The following is a 22,523-nucleotide window of genomic DNA, read 5'->3' as shown; positions in this document are numbered from 1 at the left end:
CTGTTCCTGTCAGGATCCTGTCAAGCCGTTAGCGACCGCCTTGACCTCTGGATCGGGCCGATCTTGATCTGCACAGAGTGCTATGCGATGGTTTTCAGGTGCGGGTATTTCTGGTCGAAGATACACAAGATGTTGGAGAGGCAATTTGCCGCCGATTTCAGCAGACGGGGCATTCCGTCGACTGGATTTCGGATGGGCTTTCTGCGTCCAACGTCCTTTCCTACACCGACTACGACCTCATCATTCTCGACGTGATGCTACCGGGCATGGATGGCTTTGCCATACTGAAGGCGTTGCGAAAATCTGGCAGCACCGCGCCTGTCCTCGTATTGACCGCTCGTTCCGAGATCGACGATCGGGTCAGCGCACTGGATCTTGGCGCCGACGATTACCTGATAAAGCCGTTCGATTTCCGTGAGCTGGAGGCGCGCGCGCGGGTGCTGCTGCGACGACGTAGCGGCGGCGACGCCACGAACATACTCGTCTGCGGCGATGTCAGTCTCGACAGGACCAATCGCAGCGTTCGGGTCGGCAAACGGGAGGTGCAGTTGAAGCGGAGGGAGATGACGCTGCTCGAAGTGCTGGCTTCGCGCCCCGGCAAGGTGTTCAGCAAGGAGGAACTGCTGGACCGCCTGTTTGGCTTCGACGAGGCGGCAGGCCCGAATGCGATCGAGCTTTATGTGGGCAGGTTGCGTAAAAAGCTCGAAGGCGCCCAGACCCGCATCGTGACAGTGCGTGGCATGGGCTACCAACTGGTTTCCGATGCTGGCGCATAGAGGCTCCCTCTTCTCTCGCCTGATGCGCCGCGTCGGCATCGTGCTGGCCCTGGGCGCAGCAGCCATGATCACAGCTGCGTTGTATTATGCGCGCGCTGCCGCCGACGAAGCGTATGACCGGCTTCTGCTGGGTGCTGCGTTTCAGATGAGCGAAGGGCTCGTCGTCTCCGATGACAAACTCACTTTTCAACTTCCAACCTCTGCGTTTGAACTTCTGGGGCTCGCGCAACGCGACCGCATCTTCTATCGCGTCCTTGATACTGAAGGGGAGACGCTGACAGGTTATCGCGATCTTGGAACTCCCCTGGAGATTTCGCACAGCCGCCCCGCTCCGCTCATTGAAAACGCCGTCTATCGCGGCGTCGATGTTCGCATGGTCACGCTATCCCACGCGATCACGATCAATGAGGAAACGAAATGGGCCTATATGATGGTCGCCCAAACGACGGAGGCACGCCGTGCGCTCATCTCGGAACTGATGACGAGGGCGATTTTCATCGTGAGCCTGATGAGCCTGCTTGCGCTCGTCGGCACTGCCTTTGCAATCCGCTATTCGCTGCGACCGGTCGAGACGCTTGGCGAGGCTTTGGCAAGCCGCGAACCGCAAGACCTAACACCCTTGTCCGTGTCGGTCCCCGGCGAACTTTGGCCCTTCGTTGCCTCTATAAACCACTTCATCCGAAGGCTCGATGAACGCGTGCGTTTGATGCAACGTTACGTCGCAGACAGCGCGCATCAGATACGAACGCCCCTTACAGCGTTATCGGCGCAGGTTAGTCTCATCAATGAGGAAAGGCTTGCACCGGAGGATCGGCGCCATCTGGAGCGTGTCCGCAACAGAACGTCGGAGCTTTCACGCTTGACCAACCAACTCCTCAATCATGCCATGGTGATCCATCGGGTCGATTCTGCGCAACTTGCACCCCTGTTCCTGAACGAGGTCGCCCGTGCAGCCTTTCGCCAGGCAATACCGATCACGATCGATCCGGATATTGTGGTGTCCTTCGAGCCGGATGAACAACAGCTTCAAGTGATGGGCGACACGTTAAGCCTTCGAGAGGCCGTGGCCAACATTATCGACAATGCATTGCGGCACGGAGCCGAGACACAGCTGGCAGTGCGCGTGGAAAATTGTGGCGACTTCGGGTTGATCGTCATCGAGGATGACGGTCCTGGCATTCCTCAAGCCGATTGGGAGAGCGTCACCGAACGTTTCTTCTCGACGCGTAGCCAGGGACCGGCGTCTGGTTTGGGATTTGCAATTGCTGCGGAAGTAGCGCGCGCGCTGGGGGGGAGGCTTGGGTTTCGCGAGAAGACAGAAACGGATTTGTTTGCCGTCTATTTGGAACTGCCGCTGATCAAGCAGGAACGGCCATGAAAAGCGTTTACTCCGCCATCGCAGCCATTTCATGTTTCTGCCTCATCACCAGCGCCCATGCAGTGGAAGGGGATAGGGAGTTGTTCCCGGCGAAGGGAATGGAGGAAACCGGGCGCCTTCTCATTCATGCGGCCACGGATCTTGAAGCCATGCGACCAATCGTTTTGGATTTCCAGGAGACCGCGCCGGGGGTCGCTGTCGAGATCCTCGACTTTGTGACCAATGATTTGTTTCGTGAGGTTGCTGCTGCCTGCGCGGACGGAAGGCAAAATGCCGACATCATCCTGTCTTCCTCCGTTGATCAACTCGTTCGTTTGGCAAATGACGGCTGCGCACAACCGCACCAGTCCAGTGAAACCGCCAAGGTTGCCAACTGGGCCAACTGGCGTGACGAAGTGTTTGGCTTTACCTTCGAACCTGTCGTATTTGCCTATGACAAGCGTGCGATTCCACCAGAAGACGTTCCGACCAGCCACGTGGCGCTGGTCGATCTTTTGCGCCGCAAGCCGGATGAATATCGCGGACGCATCGGCACCTATGATATCAGCGCCTCTGGAATTGGTTATCTTCTGGCCTTCTACGACTCGCGCCAGGCGCCGACGACCTATGGTCGCCTGCTCGAGAGCATCAGCCGCGTGGAGCCCGTGATCCGTTGCTGCAACAATGAGGTGCTCGGCGCCTTGTCGACGGGCGAGATTCGTATTGCCTACAACGTCCTTGGGTCCTACGCCTATTTCGCGATGCGATCCAACCCGGCGCTGGGTATCGTTATTCCCCAGGATTACACTCTGGTGCTGTCTCGCGGCGCGATGATACCTTCGACAGCACGAGACGCTGTATTGGGGCGCCGCTTTCTCGACTATCTCCTCTCTGATCGCAGCCGAGACATCGCGTCGCGCTCGTCTTTCTTTTTCGCCGAGAATGCGCCACTTCCCGAGGGTGTAGAGGGACCTGAAGATCTGATCGAATCCGGAGTGGGGAGGCCCATCCGCATTGGACCCACACTGCTGGCGGCCCAGGACGAGATTCAACGGCGCACCTTTATCGATAGCTGGTACCGACTGATCCGGCCATACAGCTTGCCAAAGCTGGATTTATTCAAGCGCTGATCGCAAACGATTATCCAATTCGGCTACACCGGCAAATCCGTCAATAACCACCCGTCAGGGCGATGGTCTCGCCTGTCATAAAGCTACAGGCCTGCGACGACAGGAAGATCGCGGCACCCACCATTTCTTGCGGCTGCCCGGCACGGCCCATCCAGTTCAGCGTCCGGACGTATTCGGCCCAGCCTTCGGGATCCTCATCACGACGGTTGGCATTGCGGTCGGTGTCAATGAGGCCGGGCGCGAGCGTGTTGAGCAGCACATTGTCGCGCGCGTAGTCCCGCGCCTGACTCTGGATCAGATTGTGTTGCGCCGCCTTAGTGGCGGCGTAAGCGGTAACGATGCCCTTCGGCCGCAGCTGATTGACCGAGCCGATGGAAACCACCCTGCCCCATTTGCGGGCCGCCATGCGCGGCAGAGCCGCCTGCAGCATATCCACCGTCGAGCCCAGATTGACCGCCAGCTGAAACGCCAGATCGTCAGGCGTCAGTTCCGACAGCACGGCGTTGATCTGGGCGCTGGCATTGATGACAAGAATATCGACCGGTGCGACCGCCTCGGCCCGCTCGATGAGATCACGGCCGGCGCCCGGCTGGGAAAGATCGCCCGCCAGTTCCTGCGCCGTACCGCCGCCTGCGACAATCCGCTGTTGCACGGCTGCTGCGGCGCCCGGCTTCACGCCATGAAGAATGACATGGGCACCCGCGCCCGCCAGCCCCTCGGCAATGGCGGCGCCTATGCCGCGGCTGGAACCGGTGACGAGCGCCGTGCGGCCTTTCAGTCCAAACACGCTTTCGAGACGCATCCTTTATCCTTCAAACAGCGAGATGTGCGCGCCGGCGATTCCCGGGCGGCAGGAAAACAGGCCGCCGGAGAGCGGCGCGTCGGCGAGTGTCGACGCCGGCAGGCGCGTGCGGGCGCTGGTGATGAACAGCGTCGACAGGTCCGGCCCGCCGAAAGCGATGCTGGAAGGACGCGGCACCGGCATGTCGATCACCTGATCCAGCTTGCCGTTCGGAAGATAACGGCGCACGCACCAGCCATCCCAGATCGCGCACCAGACACCGCCTTCCGCATCCACGGCCAGCCCATCCGGCCGGCCGTCTGACACGGGAATGCGGGCGAACTCACGGCGCTGCGACAGGGCGCCCGTCGCCGGATCGCAATCATAGGCGTGGATAAGGCCGGGCACGGTGTCGACGAAATAGAAGGTCCTGCCATCGGGGCTCCAGCCGAGACCGTTGGAGACGATGATGCCCCCTTCCTTGCGCTCGGATGCGCCATTGGCATTGATCCGATAAAGCGCACCCGTGGGCTTGGAGGCGTCGATACGCATCGAGCCGACCCAGATCGCGCCATCCGGCCCGCATTTGGCGTCGTTCAGGCGGTTATCTGCAATGCCAGCCTCCGGACTGACGAAGGGGGTTAGCCGGCCGGAGGCGAAATCCAGCCATTCGACGCCGTCCTGCGATGCCACCAGTAACCGTCCCTCGGTGACCGGAATGACCGCGCTGACCAGCTTGCCAGTCTCGCAGGTTTCGTTGCGGCCAGTGACGGGATCGAAGCGGTGCACCGCCGGATGCAGGATATCCACCCAGTAGAGCGCGTTTTCCCCCTCGTGCCAGACCGGGCTTTCCCCCAGCTGCGCACCCCATGGCAGAATGCAACTGAGTTCGGCGCTGGGGCGGCCCGTTGCCGAACGCGGGCGGGGCCGCGAGCTGATCGCCACGGCCCCGGCGGCGCCGGTAATGCGGCGGGCGGCGGCAATCAATTCACGCCCGGCGGGATGGATATTGGAGGAATCGAGCCGCGAGGACGGCCCGAGCGCAACAAGCACGCCCATCGGCGTATTGTCACGCCCCATCACAGGGGCGGCGACCGAATTTACCCCCGGCAGATGCTCCTCGTAGGAAATCGAATAACCCCGCGCCCGCGTCAGCGTCAGATCGGCCTGCAGAGCATCGAGGGTGGTGATGGTTTTGGGTGTCTGCAGATCGAGCGTCAGGCGATCCAGCAGGGCGCGGCCGACGGCGGGGTCCTGAAAGGCGAGCAGCGCCTTGCCCGGTGCGGTGCAATGCAGGGGAACACGGCGTCCCACCTCGACGCGCACCGAAAGACCGTTCGGCGAACGTTCCGCCAGATATTGCGTCATGGTGCCGTCAAGCCGGCACAATGCAACCGTTTCCCCCAGTTCGGCCGCCAGCCGCTCGAGTTCCGGCGTCGCCGCCGAGACGAGATCGAAGCTCTCCCAGACCTTGTGGGACATTTCCAGAAAACGCTGGCCCAAGACATAGGTGCCACGGGCCTCATCCTGACGGACGAGGCCATAGGCGATGAGAGTGCGCAGGATGCGCGCGAATGTCGGCTTCGGCAGACCGGAGGCACGCAACAGCTCGGCAAAACGCAGCGGTTCCGGCGCATCGGCGACCATGTCGAGCAGGGTCAGCCCCTTGGCCAGCGCCGCCGTGCCGCCCGGTGTCTCCGGTTTCATCGCCTCTGCTCCTTCGCTAATCGCAGCCGCCTTGCGGCCGCCGCGTCGTCCAGCATCCGGTCCATCGTCCATTCAGCTTCAAACCCCAAAGTGTTTCTGATCCGCTCGTTGGACGTATGGTAATAAACGCCGTCGCCGGGAAAATCGACTGTCACGATGGGCAGGCCGGTCAGCGCCGCTATCTTCGGCAAAATCACGGCGAAATCGGCCGGTTCATCGGCACCGAGATTGAAGGTGCCGCCCGCCGCTTCGGGGTGATCGAGGGCAAGCAAAATCCCCGCCACCATATCGCGCGTATCGGTTATGTGCATGCGGAACGGCCGGCCGTTTTCATTGCGCGCCAGAATGTGCGACGGCTCACCGATATCGCGGGACTGAAGCAATTCGGCGATGACAGTGTTTCCAAAATTCTGCTGCTGGCGAATGCGCGGCCGCAGGAAAAACCGGGGACCGGAAAAGAAACTCTCCTCATCCAGCAGTTCCGCCGCATCCTGCGTATGCGAAAAACGCAGGATCACCGTTTCCATGGCGCCGCTTCGCTGGTGAAAGCGAACCAGTTCTTCGCCGAGAAGCTTGGTCAAGCCATAAGGTGAATTTGGACGAAGCGGATGGTCCTCGGTGACGGGCAGGAATTCCGGCCGGTTTTCCGGATAGACCTCACCCGACGAAGCGAAAACGAACCGCCGCACGCCAGCCGCTGAAGCCACATCCAGAAGCCGGCGGGTGCCCTCGACATTGACGGCGAACATGCGGTCGCGATCCGCCGGGACCCATGACATGAAAGCTCCCAGATGCAGAACGGCGCTCACACCCTCGATGGCGTCGGACAGCGCCCGCGCATCCTCAAGTGACCCGACAACCTCCTCGCCGCCGCTTCCCGATGGCCTGAGATCGAAACCGCGAACGGTGCGGCCCTGCGCGCGCAAGGCGGCAACAACGGCACGGCCGACACGACCTGCCGATCCGGTGACGAGGATCATAGCCGTGCTCCGGTCTTTGCATCGAAAAGATAAAGCTGCATTGGATCGAAACCGAGCCGGAGCGCCCCATTGCCGGGAAGGTTGCCGGTATGCGAGACACGCGCGATCAGCCCCTTTGACTTGCCTTCTTCGCCATCTGCGACCCTTGCGCCTTCCGCATCGAAATACACGTATTTTTCCGATCCCAGGCTTTCAACCAGTGTCGGTCGGACATCGAAGGTAACAGGCGCATCGCCCAGAACGAGATGTTCCGGCCGCAGGCCCACGATCACGCCGCCCTGACGGTCGACGACCCCCGGCAGGGCAACCTGTTGCCCAAAGAGGGTCACTGTGCCGTCGTGCAGTTCCGCATTGAGGAAATTCATGCCCGGCGAGCCGATGAAACCGGCAACGAAAAGATTGGCCGGATTGTTGAAAAGCTCGTCAGGTGCGGCGATCTGCTGGATGACGCCGCCCTGCATGATGACGACGCGATCCGCCATCGTCATCGCCTCGACCTGATCATGCGTCACATAAACGGTGGTGACGCCGATGCGCTTGTGCAATGCGCCGATTTCGGCACGCATGTGGACGCGCAGCTTGGCATCGAGGTTGGAAAGAGGCTCGTCCATCAGGAAGGCCTGCGGCTGGCGCACGATGGCACGGCCGAGTGCGACGCGCTGGCGCTGGCCGCCCGAGAGATCCTTGGGCTTGCGATCGAGATAGGGGGTCACTTCCAGAATGCGCGCCGCATCGTCAACCCGGCGATCGATCTCGGCCTTGTCCGTGCCGCGCATCTTCAGACCGAAGCCGATATTCTGGCGAACGGTCAGGTGCGGATAAAGCGCATAGTTCTGAAACACCATGGCGATGTCGCGGTCACCCGGCGCCAGATCCGTCACTTCGTTGTCGCCGATGAAGATCTGGCCTTCACTTGCCGGTTCGAGACCGGCGAGGATTTTCAGCATCGTCGACTTGCCGCAGCCGGAAGGCCCGACCAGCACCACGAACTCGCCGTTCTCGATCTCCAGCGAAAAGGGCCTGAGCACGTTGAGCGCGCCGTAGGACTTGCTGACGTTGCGAATGGAAATATTGGCCATGCTTATTTCTCCGCGCCAGCGGTGAGGCCGCCGACCAAATAACGTTCAAGGAACAGGTAGATTGCGATGATCGGCAACGCGATGAACACGGATGCGGCAGAAATGTCGTTCCAGTAGGTGACATATTCGCCCTGCATCGTGGTGATGCCGAGATTGGCCGTCCAGTTGTCCGGCGAGTTGACGAGGAAGGTGCGCGCATAGGCATAGTCTGCCCAGCTGAGCACGAAGGCATAAAGTGCGGTAGCGGCAAGCCCCGGCGTGGCGATCGGCAGCACAACACGCACCATCGCGCCGATGGGCGAGCAGCCGTCGACCATGGCAGCCTGTTCCAGTTCCTTCGGAATGGTGTCGAAATAGCCTTTCAGCATCCATGTGGCGAAAGGAATGATCATTGTCGAATGCGCCAGAACCAGCGTCCACAGGCTGCCGATCAGGCCGAAGCTGGAAAAAATCGAAAACAGCGGAATGACGAGCAGCGTCGCGGGCAGCATCTTCGCCGTCAGGACGAAGAGACCCATGGTCGCGCCGCCCCGCATGGAATAACGCGACAGCGCATAACCGGCGCTGACCGAGACCAACATCGACAGCGCCACCGAGCCGATGGCCGCCAGCATCGAATTCCAAAGCCACAGCAGGATCGGTTTTGCCGCCCAGACACGGGCGAAGATGTCCCACTGCGGATCGTCCGGCCAGAAGGTTGGCGGCAGGCGGTAGAGTTCATCGGTGGTGGAGAGCGCCGTGACCAGCAGCCAGTAGACCGGGAACAGGATCATCACCAGCGTGAAGATCACAGCCGCGTAAAGGGCAAGGCTCTGTAAAAATGTCCGTTTCATCAAAGCCTCCTCAATAGATCGATTTCGAGCGCCGGCCGAGCATCAGGAGGCTCGCGACGATGCAGATCACCAGTGTCAGCACGCCGACGGCGGCGGCACGGCCGAAATTGTGATACTGGAAGGCCTGATCGTAGGTCATGATCGACAGCGTCTGGGTTGAACGCAGCGGCCCGCCGCCGGTCAGAACCTTGATGATGGAAAAGTCGCGGAATACCCAAAGCAGGGTCAGCACCAGCGTCACGCCCAGCACCGGCATCAAAAGCGGCATGGTGATCCAGCGGAAACGCTGCCACACACTCGCGCCATCGACCTTCGCCGCCGCATAATAATCGGCGGGGATGGACTGCAGGCCGGCCAGACACATGATCGACACGAAAGGAAAACCCTTCCACACCATGGTGATGGCAACAGCCCAGAAGGCTGCCGTGGAGCTGCTCACCCACGGGATCATCTGGTCGGTAAAACCGAGCTTGATCGCCAGCCAGCCGAAAAGGCCGAAGGAGGTGTCGAACATCCATGCAAAGATGACGACCGCGATGATTTCCGGCACCGCCCAGGGCAGCGCCATCCCCAGCCGCGCGACGGTGCGGCCCTTGAAACGGTTATTGGCAAGAAGCGCCGTACTGAGGCCAACTGCGACGCTGCCGGCAGTAACGACGATGACCAGTTTTAGCGTGACCCAGCAGGCCAGCCAGAATTCCGGCGACGAAAACAGCCAGTTGTAATTCGTCAAGGAGAACGGGCGGCTGGCGCCGCCGAGCCTCGGTATCTTGACCTGCTGGAACGACAGGTCGATTGCCAAAACGAGCGGCCAGACAATGATGGCGGCAACCATCAGGACCGCGGGGGCGATCAGAATATAGCCGAGGAGATGTTGCCGGCTGGGACGCGCAAGATCAAAGAACTTGCGACGCCCAGCCCGAACGGGTTCGGTCATGGATGGTCCTCCTGCCGGATGCGGATGATGGCCATGGCCCTTTGCGGGCCATGGCAAGACAACAAGATCAGGACAATGGGGGATCAACCCTTGATGGCTTCGGCCTTTGCCTGCATGGTTTTCGCCACCTCCGCCGGATCGAGATCCTGAATGATCATCCGCTGGCTTTCTTCCATCACCATCTTGCTGAACTCGTTGTAGAAAAGCTCAAGCCCGGTCGGAATGCGGTCGATACCGGCTTCAGACGCGGCCTTCATTGTCTCGATCAGCACCGGAAAATGCGGGATGGTCTTTTCGACGCCAGAGACATCCGCTTTCGGGCTGGGCGGGGTGTTGCCGCCGAGGATAGCGTAACTACGCTGGAATTCCGGCGTCATCGTCAGCTTGATGAAATCCCAGACCAATGCCTTCTGGTCGTCGGGAATATCGGCCGGCATGGCAAGCACGTTGGAAGACCCGCCAAGCGGCGGATGAAGCGGCGGTACGGCATAAACAATGTCACTCTTGGCCGAACCCTTTTCGGTTGTGCCATAAAGCCACGGCCCATCGAGCCGCATGGCCATCTTGCCATCGGCAAACAGCTTGCGCACGTCGCTGGCGCTCATGTCCACCGGGCTGATGCCGCTTTTCATCACGGTTTTCCATCGGGTCAAACCTTCCACCATCTGCGGCGTGTCGATGGTGATTTTGCCGTCCTTGTCGGTCCAGTAGGCGCCGGCGTCGAGAATGTAGTTCAGCATCTCCGTGAGATATTGCCCCGGGCCGCCCTTTGTCTCATGACCTGTTCCGAACTGATCGACAATACCGTCGCCGTTCAGATCCTTGGTCGTGGCTTTTGCAGCGGCCAGAAACTCGTCATAGGTCTTCGGAACTGCAACGCCCGCTTCTTCGAGAAGCTTCTTGTTGTAGGCCATCACGAAACCGAAATAGTTGGTCATGATGCAGACGGTTTCACCGTTCCATTCGCATTTCTGCTGGCCGGCCCAGCCCGTCATGTCGATACCGTCCTTCTTCAGCCACGGATCGAGCGGCTCCAGCCAACCGCTATCGGCAAACATCTGGAATTCGAAAGACGCCAGATGGACGATCTGCGGCGGCTGGTTGGCTGCAAAAAGAGTCGTCATCGTGTCGGCATAGGAACTGCGCTCCGCCTTGGTGAACTCGATCTTCACGCCCGGATGCTGTTTCTCGAAGGCGGCAATGGCGGAACGCCACCATTCGCCCGTGCCGGCATCGTCGGTTTGCCAGGAAATGAACTTCAGCACGGTATCGGCCATGGCAGGGGCAACGGCCCCCATCGTTACCAAAACGGCGGCCGCGGTGCTGAGCGCCAGCTTTTTCATTCTTTTTGTCATGGTTTCCTCCTCCAAAAAACCAAATCAGATGCGTTCAATCAGACCGAGTGCCGCCTCCGACGGTCTTACCCCAAGTCCCGGTCCCGAAGGCAGGTGATATCTGCCTTCGCGGCAATCCATGTCGCCCTCCAGCAGGCGGCGGTTGGGTTCGAAGATCGAGTGCTGGAATTCGTGCCCCTTCAGCATCGACAATGTCGAAGACGCCTGCAGGCTGGCGACAAGGAAAATGCCGGCGCCAACTGTTGCGTGCGGGATAACATCAATGCCATGCTCGGCGGCAAGAGCGCCGATGCGGATGAAATTGGTGATGCCCTTGTGACCCATTTCCGGCTGCACAATGGCGATACGGCAGCGCTCTATGCGGGCGCGCATATCCCAATGGGTGCGCCATTCCTCGCCGACGGCTATCGGAACATCGGTGTTCTTCGAAACCCTCTCAAGACCGGCAATGTCCTCCGTCCAGACCGGAGCCTCGGCGAACCAAGGGTCGAACGGTTTCATCTCGGCAATCAGCTCCAGCGCCCGCTCCGGCGTCTGATTCCAGTGCATGTCGGCGGCGATCTTCGCCTGTGGACCAAGCACCTGCCGGAGATTGGCGATTTCCGCCGCCGGGCCGTCATCAGCCACCGGCGTTGCGAATTTGAAGGCATCGAAACCACGATCCTGCCAGTATTTCGCCAACTCTCCACGAGCCTTCAGCGTTTTTTCAGGCAGGCCGGAAACATAGGCCGGAAACGTATCTACCCCGCCGCCAAGAAGATCGCGGATGGATTTTCCGGCTTCCTGCCCAGCAATATCCCAGAGCGCGATATCAAGCGCGGCGAGCGCATCGACGTAAAAGCCGCCGGTATAACCGCGCACCCGCATCATGTCGTAGAGGTCGTCATAAACAGCCGAAGGATCGGACGCATCGCGGCCGATCACGAAACCGGCGAGAAGATCATTGATGAGGGCGGCGACCGCGCCGGGGGCGACGATGCCATAGGTCTCGCCCCAGCCGACAGTGCCGGCCTCGGTCATCATGCGCACCAACACGCTGCGGTCGAAGGTGGGGTAGACCGTGCGATTGCCCTTGCGCACGATGTAGCCGTTGGGATTGACCACCTCGCCTTCCCTGAGTGCGCCAAGATAGGGCACCTTCCGCGGCTGGGTCAGCGTGAAGACTTCGACTGTTGCGATGGGGCTATTCATGCGGCCTCCGCGGCAACAAGGCCGAGTTCGACCAGATTGGCATCGATATCGGCAAGCGCCGCCGCATCGAGCTCGGGTGTCGGCGCGCGCACGCCAATGCCGTCGATCACCCCTCGGCGGGCCAGCACATATTTGGTCAGCCGCATGCGATAAACAGCCTGCAACACCAGAAGCGGCAGGGTTCGGATATAGATTCTCCGAGCCTCCTCCTGCCGCCCCGCGACAAGCGCCCGGTCGATGGCCACATGTTCCTCGGCAATCTCCAGCGCCGGCATCGCCGCCGTAGCGCCTCGGGCATATTCGTCGAGAATGTACCGCGCACCGCCGCCGCCGATGACGCCCTTCAGCGTCGAAGGCGCGTGGGCGATGATGTGGCTGATGGCCGGGCCGGCGGGAAGCGTTTCTTCCTTGACGTAGGCGACCTGCGGCAAGGCGCCCACGATCTCCACAATCGCCTGTGGCGAAAGGTCGGAGCCGCGCGGCGCAGGCGCGTTCTGCAGGATGATTTCAACCTCGGGCAGTGCCTCGACGATTCGCCCGAGGAATTCGATCAGCGCCGGCGCATCCGTGCCGACGGATTTGGGCGGCTGCACCATCAGGTGGCGAATGCCAAGCGCCGATGCCGCCCGCCCGTGCTCGACCACCTCACACCAGTCGGCCGCACTGGCGCCGGCCACAACAGGCACCCGACCGGCCACCGCATCCACGACGATCTTCAAGAGCGCTGCACGCTCGGCGGCATTCAAAGTCTCCACCTCGCTGGCAAAACCGGGAAACACGACACCATCCACGCCCTTGTCGAGCGCAAAGACCACCAGCCGCTTCATACCCGCTTCGTCAATGCCGCCATCCGCCAGAAAAGGCGTGGGCAGAACCGGCAAAATCCCCTTGAGGCCAGCCACCATCATTCTCCTCCCAATTAAGTATCATATTTTGATACCTTGAATTCACTAATTGACACTACATAGACTCGCACCCTATGACAAGCCCCAAGATGAAATGAACGAGGAGGTTCAAGACATGCCAGCACCGGCGACATCAATCATCGTTGATTGGGGAACGACATCACTGAGGGCGGCGCTCGTTGGTGAAAGTGGTCAAGAACTCGATCATCTGGAAACCGCCGACGGCATTTCGAGCCTCGGCAAGGGTGAGCACGAGGCGGCGCTGATGGCAGCACTCGCGCCCTGGTTTTCGCGTCACGGGGCCTTGCCCGTCGCAGCGCTCGGCATGATCACCAGCCGCAACGGCTGGGTCGAAGTCGCTTATGTGCCGTGCCCGGCAGGCCCGGCGGAACTTGCCGCCGGAACGGTGCGCAAATCGCTGCCGAACGGCTCCGATCTCGTCTTCTTGCCGGGTCTCAAAGACCCCGCCCGCCAGCCCTTTCCCGACGTGATGCGCGGCGAAGAAACCCAGATCGTCGGCCATGGCCTCGGCGAAGACGCCACCCTCATCATCCCCGGAACGCACAGCAAATGGGCGCGGATAAAGGCGGGTCGGATCGACGGTTTCCAGACATTCGTGACCGGTGAAATCTTCAATCTGCTGATCAATAACTCTTTCATCGCGCGCGGTTCCACGCAGCCGCCGGTCGATGATCCGCAGGCCTATCGCTGGGGTCTGAAAGAGGCAAAACGATCCGCCGCCATGCTGTCGCTGCTGTTTTCGGCGCGAACTGGCGGGCTTGCCGGCCGGCTTTCGCCGGATCAGTTGCGCTCCTATGTGCGGGGACTGGTCATCGGGCAGGAGTTTCGGCAGGCCCGCGATGCCGGATGGTATGCGGAGGGAGACGAGGCAGCGATCGTCGGCAATGACGGGCTGAATGATCTCTATCTGGTTGCCGCAGATTTTTTCGGGCTCAAGACATCCATGGGGGCGGACGATGCTCTCACGAAGGGTGCCCTGGCTGTCCTGCGCCAAGCGATTTCGTAACCTCTGCCGAGCGCCGGATGCCCAAATGGCGGCATCCTGCTTTCAAACCCCATGTTTTTAGGACCGTCATGTACGACTTCCCAGCCAATATCGGCACCAGCCGTCACGAAAACGATATCATTACCGCTCTGGTCCGCCTTCAACGCATCGGCCTCCCAGACAATCCGATCGCCTTTTATGGCTCATCTTCGTTTCGAATCTGGGGTTCCATTGCCGAAGATCTCGGCTCGCTGGATATCGTCAATCTGGGATTTGGCGGCGGCACTTACCTCTCCGCCAGCCACTACATGCACCAGCTTCTGGTTCCTTTAAAACCAAACAGAGTGGTGCTTTATTTCGGCGAAAACGATATTGCCAGCGACGGCCTCAAGGCTCAGACGTCGCTCCGGCACCTGCACGATTTGCGGGATGGAATCTATCGTGCGCTACCGCAGGCGGACGTGTTTGTTGTGGCGATCAAGCACAGTCCGGCGCGCTGGATATACCGCCATGAATTCGATCTCTTCAACCAGATGTCGCGCGACTGGTGCAATAGCAGCGAACGTACAACATGGCTTGACCCGAACGCCGGCCTCATTGGTGAGAACGGCCTCCCGATGTTCCGTTATTATTTACCCGATCTGGTTCACCTGAATGCCGCAGGCTATGCCGTCTGGTCGGAAGCGCTCAGAAAAACGCTGGGCCTACACAACTGAGGCGGGCGGCAACTTTATCTTCGCGTCGAAGGAATCCGAATCCGCCGCGGGCCAACCAGGAGCATCGCCAATCGCACGCTTTTTTAGTGCCGGAAGCCCTTCAGCATTATCTCTCTCGCGCGCTTCTATCGCTTTAACCCTGTATCCGCGGGCTCTCCCGGCCGATCCCTCAGGCCGAGACGGGCGATTTTCTCATTGAGCGTGCGGTGGGGGATGCCGAGCCTCGCGGCCGCCTTAGCCGTATTGCCGTTGCTGTCATCGATCGCGCGGCCGATGACGTCAGCCTCGAAGGCGACCAATTGCTCGGGCAAAGTCAGGGGATCGCCGGGCTGCAGGACTTCCCCTCCGGATGCGGCGTCATCGAGCCCAAGAGCGAAGCGCTCGGCGTACGCCTTGAGCTCCCGGACGTTGCCTCGCCATTCCTGCTGCCGCAATCGCGCCAGGAGATCGGCGGATACGCTCCGCTCGGCCCGGCCGTAGCGATGGGCGGCAAGCGAAGCGAAATGACCAAAGAGCAGGCCGATATCCTGCCGGCGCTGCCTGAGCGGCGGGATGCGCACATCCACGGTCGCCAGCCGGTAGAACAGATCTTCGCGGAACCGCCCGGCGGCGATTTCGCCGGAAAGGTCGCTCTTGGCAGCCGCGATAACCCGCACATCGATCGGCCGCAGCCGGTTTTCGCCCAGTCGCTCGACCAAGCGCTCCTGCAGCACGCGCAGGATTTTCGCCTGCAGTCCCAGGGGCATCGACTCGATTTCATCGAGAAAGATGGTTCCACCCGCGGCATGCTCGAACTTGCCTTGCCGGTCGGCGAGCGCGCCGGTGAAGGCCCCCTTCGCATGACCCAAAATTTCACTCTCGAAGATGCTTTCGGGCAGCGCTGCGCAATTGATCGCTACGAAGGGACCGCCCGCCCGGCGGCTTTGCTGGTGGAGCGCCTGGGCGACGAGCTCCTTGCCGGTTCCGGTTTCACCGACGACCAGCACGTCGATATCGACATTCGCCAGCATCTGGATGCGGCTGCGCAAGTCCCGGAGCGCCGGGCTGTCGCCGACGATCTCGACGCCGCCGCCCGTCTGGACCAACCCCTGAAGGCGGGCGATTTCTTGTTTCATCCGACGCTTCTCGACCGCCTTGTCGAGGATCGAAAGCAGATGCTCGGCATCATAGGGCTTTTCGATAAAGTCCTCCGCTCCCTGCTTCATCGCCTTGACCGCCAGGGTAACGTCGCCGTGACCAGTCATCAGAACGATAGGAACCTCGCTGCGGGCCTTGATCAGGGAGTTCAGAAGCGTCATGCCGTCTATGCTGGGCATGCGGATATCGCTCAACACGACATCCGGCTCGTCACGAAAGAATTGCTGGTACGCTTCTTCAGGCCGATGGAAAGCGGATACGGAAAACCCGCTGACCTCCAACCAGTCGGTTGCCGCCTTCAGGAGGTCGCGGTCGTCATCAACAAGAAGAATATGTCCGCGGGTCATTGCGCCGCCTCGAGCGGATGTGCGGGCCGCTTGCCCACCGGCATCGAAATCGTCGCCATTGTGCCGCCGCCTGGCGTTTCGGCAAAAAGAATCTCACCGCCGAACTCCCGAACAATCGCGGTTGCAATGGACAGGCCAAGGCCAAGGCCCTCACCCGTGAGCTTGGTGGTGAAGAAGGGCTCGGCAATACGATCACGGTGCTCCGGTGCGATACCCGAACCGTTGTCGATCACCGCTACGCTCACCCGCCCGGCATGCGCAGTCCGTTGGATGGTGACAGAAGGGTTCTGTATGCCTTCAACCGCATCGAGAGCGTTCAGGAGTAAATTGAGCGTCACCTGTTCGAGCTTCACCGCCACGGCAACGACAACCGGCGACGGCCCCCTCGCCTCAAACGCCGGCGTGACACCAAGCGCCTTCGCCCGAGGAGCCGCAAGATCGAGAGCATTTCCTATGACCGCGTCGATGGTGACCGCTTCGAGGTCGGAAGCCCCCTTACGGCCAAATGTCTTGAGGTGCTTGACCGTTCGTTGCATCCGCTTGACCAGCGCGCGCGCATCGAGAAGCCGGTCGCCCACTTTCGCGGCGGCCTCTTTCTCCGCCAGAACACCGGCGGTCGCCAATGTGGCTTCAAGCGCCGCCAGCGGCTGGCTGACCTCATGCACGATCGCAGTCGACATCCGGCCGAGGGCAGCCATCTTTTCGGAATGGATGAGCCCTTCCTGCGCGCGGCGAAGCTCGTCCTCTGTCCGCTTGCGCATGTCGATCTCGCGGGCGAGGTCCTGCGTGCGTTCGGCCACCTTGCGTTCCAGGATTTCGCCCTGGCGCAGCCGCATCCGGATGATGAGCGCGCGCTGATGCAGGAAGTAGAGCGCGCCGGTGGATATGAGGCCGGCGATCAGCGCCGCGAGCGCCCAGAAGCCGGCGATCTTGCCGGCGTCACCCGTGCTCGTTGCCGCCAACACCATCCAACCGTCCGGCTCGACGCGCGAGAATTTTGCCAGGAGCCGCTGCCCGCCCTCCTCCACATGGACCGCCCGCTCGTCCGTATTGTCCGCCGGCGGGGTTACGCCCGAAGGGAGGATAGGTTGTCTCGCCGCGAGATCGGCCCCCTCGTAGGTCCGTTCCTTGGCAAGCCGCTCGACGGCTTCATCGGAAAGTGCCGCCAACGGCCGGTATTTCCAATCCGGGTTGCCAGAGAGAAAGACGATGCCCCAGCGGTCGGCGATCGCAGTCTGGACACCCGCAGCCTCCCAGGTCAATTCGAGCGGCAGCAGATCCGCCTTAACGACGGCGACGATCGGCGGACGACCCGGCACGTCTATCCGCGACGTGAGAAAATAGCCAGGCTTGCGAGTGGTAACGCCGATCGCGTAATAACGTCCCTCGCCCGCACGCAGCGCATCCTGGAAATAAGGGCGGAAGCTGTAATCGTGGCCGACGAAGCTTTCACCAGTCGCGAAATTGCTTGCGGCAAGCGCGATCCCGCGGGCGTCGAGCACGTAGAGCTCGGCGGCGCCGGCTTGCCTTACGACTGTCTGAAGATAACGGTTGGCGGCATCAAGAACAGCCGGGCTGGGTTCGCTTTCTGCAAGGGCGCGTATGCGGGCATCCTCGCCCATAACAAGTGGTAGATAACGAAACCGTTCGATCTCCGTGGCAATCGCCCTGTTGGTCAGGAATAGACTTCGCTGAATCTGCCCTTCCAGGGCGCCGGTCGCCGAACTGCTCGCAAGATGGTAGGCGACAAAAGGCGCAATGCAGGTCACGACCAGCATCAGGACAGTCATTCTGCCGATGTTGCGCGCCATTGCCGAGTCGACCTGCCTTCCGGATGTGTCCTTAGATCGAAAGCGACCCAAGGACGGATTGTAAGTGTTGCAGCGACCTTTGCGGATCTGAAAACCGTGTCGTGCCGCAAGAATTGTCCGATGCATGAAGTGTAGCGCCTCTTTCTTGCAGAGAGAACAGCAGATCGGCAAGCGAGCGATCTGAACTGCTGCATCGTTCCCTCTTCAAATACCTTGCGATTTAAGGCCCCCTGCAGCAGGCCGTCACGACGGAGGGGCGTCACATGGCCGCAGGACGATCGGCTCCTGTTTCTCTCGCCCGAACTCGCGGCAACCACCGACATCGCAGAGCGTCCAGCCGGAGATTGTCGCCCCGGAAGCGGCCAGGACCAACTCGGGGATCGGCGGAAGGTCCGGCGTCCAGATTGACCAGCCGCCTTCGCGATGGGCATTTTCTCCCGGTTCCATACCGGCGCCCGAGCCCTGGACGCGCGCCTCCTCGAGAAGAAGGCCCTGCGATGTGGCAGCCCAGCGCTCCTGCCACTGGGTTTTCTCGACAGAATGCGTCCAGCCGAGCGTGAAGACGCTGGCGGCCAAGGCAACGGCCTTGCCGCCAGCAATGATGCAGACCAGCGTGCTCACACGGCCTCCGACGCCGGCTTGCCATTCGCCGTTCGCGCCCGCCGCCAGATCAGAAATACGAAGAGAGCGGCAAGCCCGAAGCCCACCTCATCGGTCAAAGGAAGGGCCGCAAGCAGGGTAAAAGCAGCCGCGGCCGCAAGCGCGCGCTCTGCAATCGACAGCCGGACGGCAACGAAGCCGATCACGGCCGTACCCCAGAGCCCGATCGCAAGGCCGGTCTTGATGACGATATAGGCGACCGCGAGCGGATAGCCGACGGCCGCAGCCATCGCTCCGCCGTCTTGAAGCATCAGCGCCGGCGAATAGACGGCCATGAACGGGATGACGAAACCCGCCGCCGCCACCTTGATCGCCTGCATCGCGATCTTCAGTCCACTTTCGCGCGCAATTGGTGCTGCCGCAAAGCAGGCGAGCGCGACCGGCGGCGTCAGGTCCGCCAGGATTCCGAAATAGAAGACGAACATGTGGCTGACGATGAGCGGCACGCCAAGTTCCAGCAACGCCGGGCCAGCGATCGACGAGGTGATGATGTAGTTAGGGATCGTCGGTATACCCATGCCGAGCACGAGGCAGGTCACCATGGTCAGGAGCAGCGACAGGAAGAGGCTCTGGCCGCCGACCGAGACGATGAACTGGCCGAAGGTGTTGGCCGCACCCGTCAGCGTCATCGTTCCGATGATCACACCGACAAGCGCGCAGGCGATTGCGACCGGCAAGGCTGTCTTCGCACCTTCTGCAAGGGCGTCGCGACAGGTCACCAGCGTCTCCCGGCCGCCCTTCGAAAACGCGTTGGCCCCGATGAGCAATGCCAGCGCGGCGACGATCACGCCGATGCCGTACTGGAAGAAGGCGGCCGCCACGAGACCAAGGCCGATCCAGAAGATGATTCGGATTACGCCGGCGGGCAAACCCAAGACAACCGAACTGCCGAGGATCAGCAGGGTCGTGAAGGCAAGGCCGACCGTGCCTGCGAAGAGCGGCGTATAGCCCGAGAACAGCAGCCAGACCAGCGCCGCGAGCGGCAGGATCAGATACCATTGCTCGACGACCGCAGCCTTGGCCGAAGGCAAATCCGCCTTCGGCAGGCCGAGCAGCCCGCGCTTGCCGGCCTCGAGGTGCACCATCCAGAAGGCGGAAGCGAAATAAAGAATAGCCGGAATGATCGCCGCCTTGACGATCTCGTGATATTCGACGCCGAGCGTCTCTGCCATGATGAAGGCGACAGCGCCCATGACCGGCGGCATGATCTGCCCGCCCATCGAGGCCGTCGCTTCGACGCCGCCGGCAAAAGCCGGTCGATAACCGAACTTCTTCATCAGGGGAATGGTGAATTGCCCGGTCGTCACCACATTTGCAACGCCGGAGCCGGATATCGTGCCCATCAGGCCGGAGGAAATGATTGCCACCTTCGCCGCACCGCCGCGCTTGTGGCCGACGAAGCTTAGTGAGACATCGGTGAAGAGCCGGATCATACCGGCCTTTTCGAGGAAGGCGCCGAAGAGAATGAACAGGAAGATATAGGTCGACGACACAAAGGTCGGAATGCCGTAGATGCCCTCCGTACCATAGGCCATATGGTCTATCACCTGTGCGAAACCATAGCCGCGATGATCAAGCGGCGGCGGCAGATATTCACCGAACAGGCTGTAGGCGAGAAAGACGCCGGATATGATTGGCAGGGCCGGTCCCATGATCGCCCATGCGGCGGCGAAGACGATAGCAATCGCCAGGACGCCGACGGCAACATCGCGCGGAAGCGGATCGCCGGCACGAACGAGCAGTTCGGCATATTCGTAGCACTGGTAGAAGGCCACCGCCGCGCCAAGCAGGGCAAGGACCCAGGCAAACGCCTTTGCGGGCGCGCCGCGCCCGGCGAATGTCGCCAGCAACGGGAATACGAGCACGGTGACGAAGCCGACGTGCACTGCCCTGACGATCTGACTCGGCAAGTCGAGCAGATGCGCAGCGGTCGAGATCTGGAAAATGGAGAAGGCAAGCGCGATCGCAAACAGGAGTCGTCCGTCCCAGGTCTTCGGAAAGGCCTGGGTCAGAGTCTCGTGCCCGTTAAGCTCCGCGGCATGATTTTGTTCATTTGTATTGTCGAGCATGGATTCCTCCCGAAAATCCGAGCAAATGTGGGCGGCGCTGGCCCGCTGGAGGGCCGTGCTTCCAGAGGCCGACGCGCAATGGCCGCAGCAGCAACCTCGACGCCGGACGCCGCCCGTCGCCGTTAAAGCAGACCTTTTTCCTTATAGAAGCGCTCAGCTCCTGGATGGAGGGGAACAGGCATGCCTTTGAGCGCGTCCTCGATGCGGATATTCGCTGCCGCCTTGTGCGCCGCCTCGAGCGCCGGCAGGTTCTCGAACAACTGCTTGGTCATCTGGTAGGCGGTTTCGTCGGAAACCTCGGAATGTGTGATGAGGAAATTGACGACCGCAACCGTCTTCACATCGCTAGTCTGGCCCTGATATGTGCCGGCTGGAACAGTTGCGCTGATGTAGGGCGCGCCGAGCTTCGTGGCGATTTCCTCGGGTATCGTGACCATCTGTACCTCGACGGAGGTTGCCAGATCTTTGAAAGAGGAGACGCCGAGACCGGCAGACTGCAGCGTCGCATCGAGTTGCCGGTTCTTCATCAACTCGACGGATTCGGCAAAGGGCAGATATTCCGTTTTGCCGAGGTCTGCATAGCTCATGCCGGCAGCGGCAAGAATCGCTCGGGCATTCAACTCCGTGCCGGATTTCGGCGCGCCGACGGAAAGGCTCTTGCCCTTGAAATCGGCAAGGGTGGCGATACCGGATTCTTTCGACGCCATGATCTGGATATAGTTCGGATAGATGGCCGCGATCCCGCGCAGCTTATCGAGCGGGGCCTTGAATCCGGCATCCGTGTTACCCTCCCAGGCCAGCTTGACCGAATCCCCCAGTGCAAAGGCGATTTCACCGCGACCCTGCTGCAGCAGGTTGAGGTTCTCGACCGAGGCCTTCGTCGCCTGAACCTGGGTGCGAGCACCTTCAATCTTCTCGCCGTAGATCTTGGAGAGCGCAACGCCGAGCGGGTAATAGACGCCCGATGTGCCGCCGGTCAGGATGTTGATGAAATCCGCCGCCTTTGCCGCTGTCCCGGAAAAGGTGATGGACGTGCTTGCGATTGCCAAAATGATGGCGCGTTTCAGTATGCTGTTCACTGGGTTCCTCCCACTCATTTGTGATCGACGCGACCGTTACCGGAACGGAACCGCGTGACGCCAAAGCAGCAAAAGACGGGCCAACTCTAACTAATTGAATTTGCGGGGAAGAAAAAGAGTCCCGAACGACAGCGGGCGAAATTCCGCCTGTCGCGCGCGGATGACTGGCAAGATTCCGCCTGAATTCTGCTACAATCCGCTTCATTCAATGATCGTGCGCTCTCGGCGTTGATACCGATGAATTAGCCGTTGAAGCCGCGTTTCGTGGATACGGAGCCGGCCACTTTGATCCGCTTTATTGACGGCGAGATACAGTCCGGTCGATTGGTGCGGCATCGGCGTAACGCTGCTGGTGAACTGGGCGGTCAAGCCGTTCTCGATGGCACTGTTGGGTTGGCTGTTCATCGGATGACCTTCCGACCATTGCTGCCGATAGCGCAGATCGACTGGATTCCGCTGTCTGTCGACTCAGTCCGGCCGACGCAGGGCAAGACGCTTGCGCTCATGCAGGTGTTGAGCGGATCGCAGTCGTTCAACGCCATCAACCAGCTCCGGGTTCTCAGCCGCTGGATGCGCATGATCACCGTTCCCAACCAGTCGTCGGTCGCCGAGGCCTTTCAGGAATTCGACGCCGACGGGCGCATGAAGCCATCCTCCTGCTACGATC

Annotated in this window: 19 protein-coding genes and 2 pseudogenes; 7 read left to right on the top strand and 14 right to left on the bottom strand. The window is 61.0% G+C overall.

Going from position 1 to position 22,523, the window contains the following annotated elements:
* The first annotated feature begins 98 nt into the window (after nt 1–98).
* The 3 genes from PL597_RS09745 to PL597_RS09735 are packed head-to-tail and all read left to right on the top strand — an operon-like array spanning nt 99 to nt 3,263.
* Nucleotides 99–776: a response regulator transcription factor gene (locus PL597_RS09745; protein WP_077983549.1), complete on the top strand. Its 678-nt coding sequence runs from the start codon at nt 99–101 to the stop codon at nt 774–776.
* Nucleotides 736–2,154: a sensor histidine kinase gene (locus PL597_RS09740; protein ID WP_244614269.1), complete on the top strand. Its 1,419-nt coding sequence runs from the start codon at nt 736–738 to the stop codon at nt 2,152–2,154. Before PL597_RS09745 ends, PL597_RS09740 begins: the two co-directional genes overlap by 41 nt.
* On the top strand, nt 2,151–3,263 hold the full coding sequence (locus PL597_RS09735) for an ABC transporter substrate-binding protein (RefSeq protein WP_271365037.1): 1,113 nt from the start codon (nt 2,151–2,153) through the stop codon (nt 3,261–3,263). Before PL597_RS09740 ends, PL597_RS09735 begins: the two co-directional genes overlap by 4 nt.
* 40 nt (nt 3,264–3,303) lie before the next feature.
* Here the strand turns inward: PL597_RS09735 and PL597_RS09730 are convergent, their stop codons facing one another.
* The 9 genes from PL597_RS09730 to PL597_RS09690 form a co-directional block, all read right to left on the bottom strand.
* Nucleotides 3,304–4,065 (bottom strand): SDR family NAD(P)-dependent oxidoreductase, encoded by a 762-nt coding sequence (locus PL597_RS09730; RefSeq protein WP_271365036.1) that lies wholly within the window; start codon nt 4,063–4,065, stop codon nt 3,304–3,306.
* A gap of 3 nt (nt 4,066–4,068) precedes the next feature.
* Entirely contained in the window at nt 4,069–5,751 is a 1,683-nt protein-coding gene (locus PL597_RS09725) for an SMP-30/gluconolactonase/LRE family protein (protein ID WP_269835275.1), read from the bottom strand.
* Complete coding sequence (locus PL597_RS09720; protein ID WP_271365035.1) at nt 5,748–6,731, bottom strand: NAD-dependent epimerase/dehydratase family protein; 984 nt, start codon at nt 6,729–6,731, stop codon at nt 5,748–5,750. Before PL597_RS09720 ends, PL597_RS09725 begins: the two co-directional genes overlap by 4 nt.
* Complete coding sequence (locus tag PL597_RS09715) at nt 6,728–7,810, bottom strand: ABC transporter ATP-binding protein (protein WP_271365034.1); 1,083 nt, start codon at nt 7,808–7,810, stop codon at nt 6,728–6,730. Before PL597_RS09715 ends, PL597_RS09720 begins: the two co-directional genes overlap by 4 nt.
* Before the next feature lie 2 nt (nt 7,811–7,812).
* Entirely contained in the window at nt 7,813–8,643 is an 831-nt protein-coding gene (locus PL597_RS09710; RefSeq protein ID WP_142913510.1) for a carbohydrate ABC transporter permease, read from the bottom strand.
* Between the two features lie 10 nt (nt 8,644–8,653).
* On the bottom strand, nt 8,654–9,580 hold the full coding sequence (locus PL597_RS09705; protein WP_077983557.1) for a carbohydrate ABC transporter permease: 927 nt from the start codon (nt 9,578–9,580) through the stop codon (nt 8,654–8,656).
* Nucleotides 9,581–9,663: 83 nt separating this feature from the next.
* Nucleotides 9,664–10,935 carry an ABC transporter substrate-binding protein gene (locus PL597_RS09700; protein WP_077983616.1) on the bottom strand — a complete coding sequence of 424 codons (1,272 nt, stop codon included), beginning with the start codon at nt 10,933–10,935 and terminating at the stop codon, nt 9,664–9,666.
* Nucleotides 10,936–10,959: 24 nt separating this feature from the next.
* Nucleotides 10,960–12,126 (bottom strand): mandelate racemase/muconate lactonizing enzyme family protein, encoded by a 1,167-nt coding sequence (locus tag PL597_RS09695; protein WP_271365033.1) that lies wholly within the window; start codon nt 12,124–12,126, stop codon nt 10,960–10,962.
* Entirely contained in the window at nt 12,123–13,031 is a 909-nt protein-coding gene (locus PL597_RS09690) for a dihydrodipicolinate synthase family protein (protein WP_269827133.1), read from the bottom strand. Before PL597_RS09690 ends, PL597_RS09695 begins: the two co-directional genes overlap by 4 nt.
* Nucleotides 13,032–13,146: 115 nt before the next feature.
* Between PL597_RS09690 and PL597_RS09685 the strand changes: the two genes are divergently transcribed.
* Nucleotides 13,147–14,058, top strand: coding sequence for a 2-dehydro-3-deoxygalactonokinase (locus PL597_RS09685; RefSeq protein WP_271365032.1), 912 nt, complete (start codon nt 13,147–13,149; stop codon nt 14,056–14,058).
* A gap of 68 nt (nt 14,059–14,126) precedes the next feature.
* Nucleotides 14,127–14,753 (top strand): GDSL-type esterase/lipase family protein, encoded by a 627-nt coding sequence (locus tag PL597_RS09680; RefSeq protein WP_271365031.1) that lies wholly within the window; start codon nt 14,127–14,129, stop codon nt 14,751–14,753.
* 125 nt (nt 14,754–14,878) lie between these two features.
* Here the strand turns inward: PL597_RS09680 and PL597_RS09675 are convergent, their stop codons facing one another.
* From PL597_RS09675 to PL597_RS09655, 5 genes are all read right to left on the bottom strand, one after another.
* Nucleotides 14,879–16,237 (bottom strand): sigma-54-dependent transcriptional regulator, encoded by a 1,359-nt coding sequence (locus PL597_RS09675; protein WP_077983560.1) that lies wholly within the window; start codon nt 16,235–16,237, stop codon nt 14,879–14,881.
* A complete protein-coding gene (locus tag PL597_RS09670) occupies nt 16,234–18,048 on the bottom strand; it encodes an ATP-binding protein (protein WP_170985600.1) in 1,815 nt (604 codons plus the stop codon). Before PL597_RS09670 ends, PL597_RS09675 begins: the two co-directional genes overlap by 4 nt.
* A gap of 243 nt (nt 18,049–18,291) precedes the next feature.
* Complete coding sequence (locus PL597_RS09665; protein ID WP_271365030.1) at nt 18,292–18,669, bottom strand: DUF1850 domain-containing protein; 378 nt, start codon at nt 18,667–18,669, stop codon at nt 18,292–18,294.
* Entirely contained in the window at nt 18,666–20,777 is a 2,112-nt protein-coding gene (locus PL597_RS09660) for a TRAP transporter permease (RefSeq protein WP_269823858.1), read from the bottom strand. Before PL597_RS09660 ends, PL597_RS09665 begins: the two co-directional genes overlap by 4 nt.
* Nucleotides 20,778–20,899: 122 nt before the next feature.
* Nucleotides 20,900–21,844, bottom strand: a complete 945-nt coding sequence (locus PL597_RS09655) for a TAXI family TRAP transporter solute-binding subunit (protein ID WP_077983564.1) — start codon at nt 21,842–21,844, stop codon at nt 20,900–20,902.
* A 337-nt stretch (nt 21,845–22,181) separates the two neighbouring features.
* Between PL597_RS09655 and PL597_RS09650 the strand changes: the two are divergent.
* Nucleotides 22,182–22,303, top strand: a pseudogene (locus tag PL597_RS09650) (arsenical-resistance protein); the annotation flags it as partial.
* Nucleotides 22,292–22,522, top strand: a pseudogene (locus tag PL597_RS09645) (NAD(P)H-dependent oxidoreductase); the annotation flags it as partial. The pseudogenes PL597_RS09650 and PL597_RS09645, both read left to right, overlap by 12 nt.
* Nucleotide 22,523: the final 1 nt, after the last annotated feature.

This window comes from Agrobacterium sp. ST15.13.013, assembly GCF_027956525.1.
GTDB classification, from domain to species: Bacteria; Pseudomonadota; Alphaproteobacteria; order Rhizobiales; family Rhizobiaceae; genus Agrobacterium; species Agrobacterium salinitolerans.
The sequence above is the reverse complement of the archived record's forward strand: the minus strand, read 5'-3'. Positions and strand labels throughout refer to the sequence as shown.

Coding starts and splice junctions, on each gene's coding strand:
- PL597_RS09735 (WP_271365037.1), top strand. CDS start 2,151: ATGAAAAGCGTTTACTCCGCCATCGCAGCCATTTCATGTTTCTGCCTC.
- PL597_RS09730 (WP_271365036.1), bottom strand. CDS start 4,065: ATGCGTCTCGAAAGCGTGTTTGGACTGAAAGGCCGCACGGCGCTCGTC.
- PL597_RS09660 (WP_269823858.1), bottom strand. CDS start 20,777: ATGCTCGACAATACAAATGAACAAAATCATGCCGCGGAGCTTAACGGG.
- PL597_RS09670 (WP_170985600.1), bottom strand. CDS start 18,048: ATGGCGCGCAACATCGGCAGAATGACTGTCCTGATGCTGGTCGTGACC.
- PL597_RS09725 (WP_269835275.1), bottom strand. CDS start 5,751: ATGAAACCGGAGACACCGGGCGGCACGGCGGCGCTGGCCAAGGGGCTG.
- PL597_RS09685 (WP_271365032.1), top strand. CDS start 13,147: ATGCCAGCACCGGCGACATCAATCATCGTTGATTGGGGAACGACATCA.
- PL597_RS09715 (WP_271365034.1), bottom strand. CDS start 7,810: ATGGCCAATATTTCCATTCGCAACGTCAGCAAGTCCTACGGCGCGCTC.
- PL597_RS09675 (WP_077983560.1), bottom strand. CDS start 16,237: ATGACCCGCGGACATATTCTTCTTGTTGATGACGACCGCGACCTCCTG.
- PL597_RS09720 (WP_271365035.1), bottom strand. CDS start 6,731: ATGATCCTCGTCACCGGATCGGCAGGTCGTGTCGGCCGTGCCGTTGTT.
- PL597_RS09705 (WP_077983557.1), bottom strand. CDS start 9,580: ATGACCGAACCCGTTCGGGCTGGGCGTCGCAAGTTCTTTGATCTTGCG.
- PL597_RS09710 (WP_142913510.1), bottom strand. CDS start 8,643: ATGAAACGGACATTTTTACAGAGCCTTGCCCTTTACGCGGCTGTGATC.
- PL597_RS09695 (WP_271365033.1), bottom strand. CDS start 12,126: ATGAATAGCCCCATCGCAACAGTCGAAGTCTTCACGCTGACCCAGCCG.
- PL597_RS09690 (WP_269827133.1), bottom strand. CDS start 13,031: ATGGTGGCTGGCCTCAAGGGGATTTTGCCGGTTCTGCCCACGCCTTTT.
- PL597_RS09680 (WP_271365031.1), top strand. CDS start 14,127: ATGTACGACTTCCCAGCCAATATCGGCACCAGCCGTCACGAAAACGAT.
- PL597_RS09700 (WP_077983616.1), bottom strand. CDS start 10,935: ATGACAAAAAGAATGAAAAAGCTGGCGCTCAGCACCGCGGCCGCCGTT.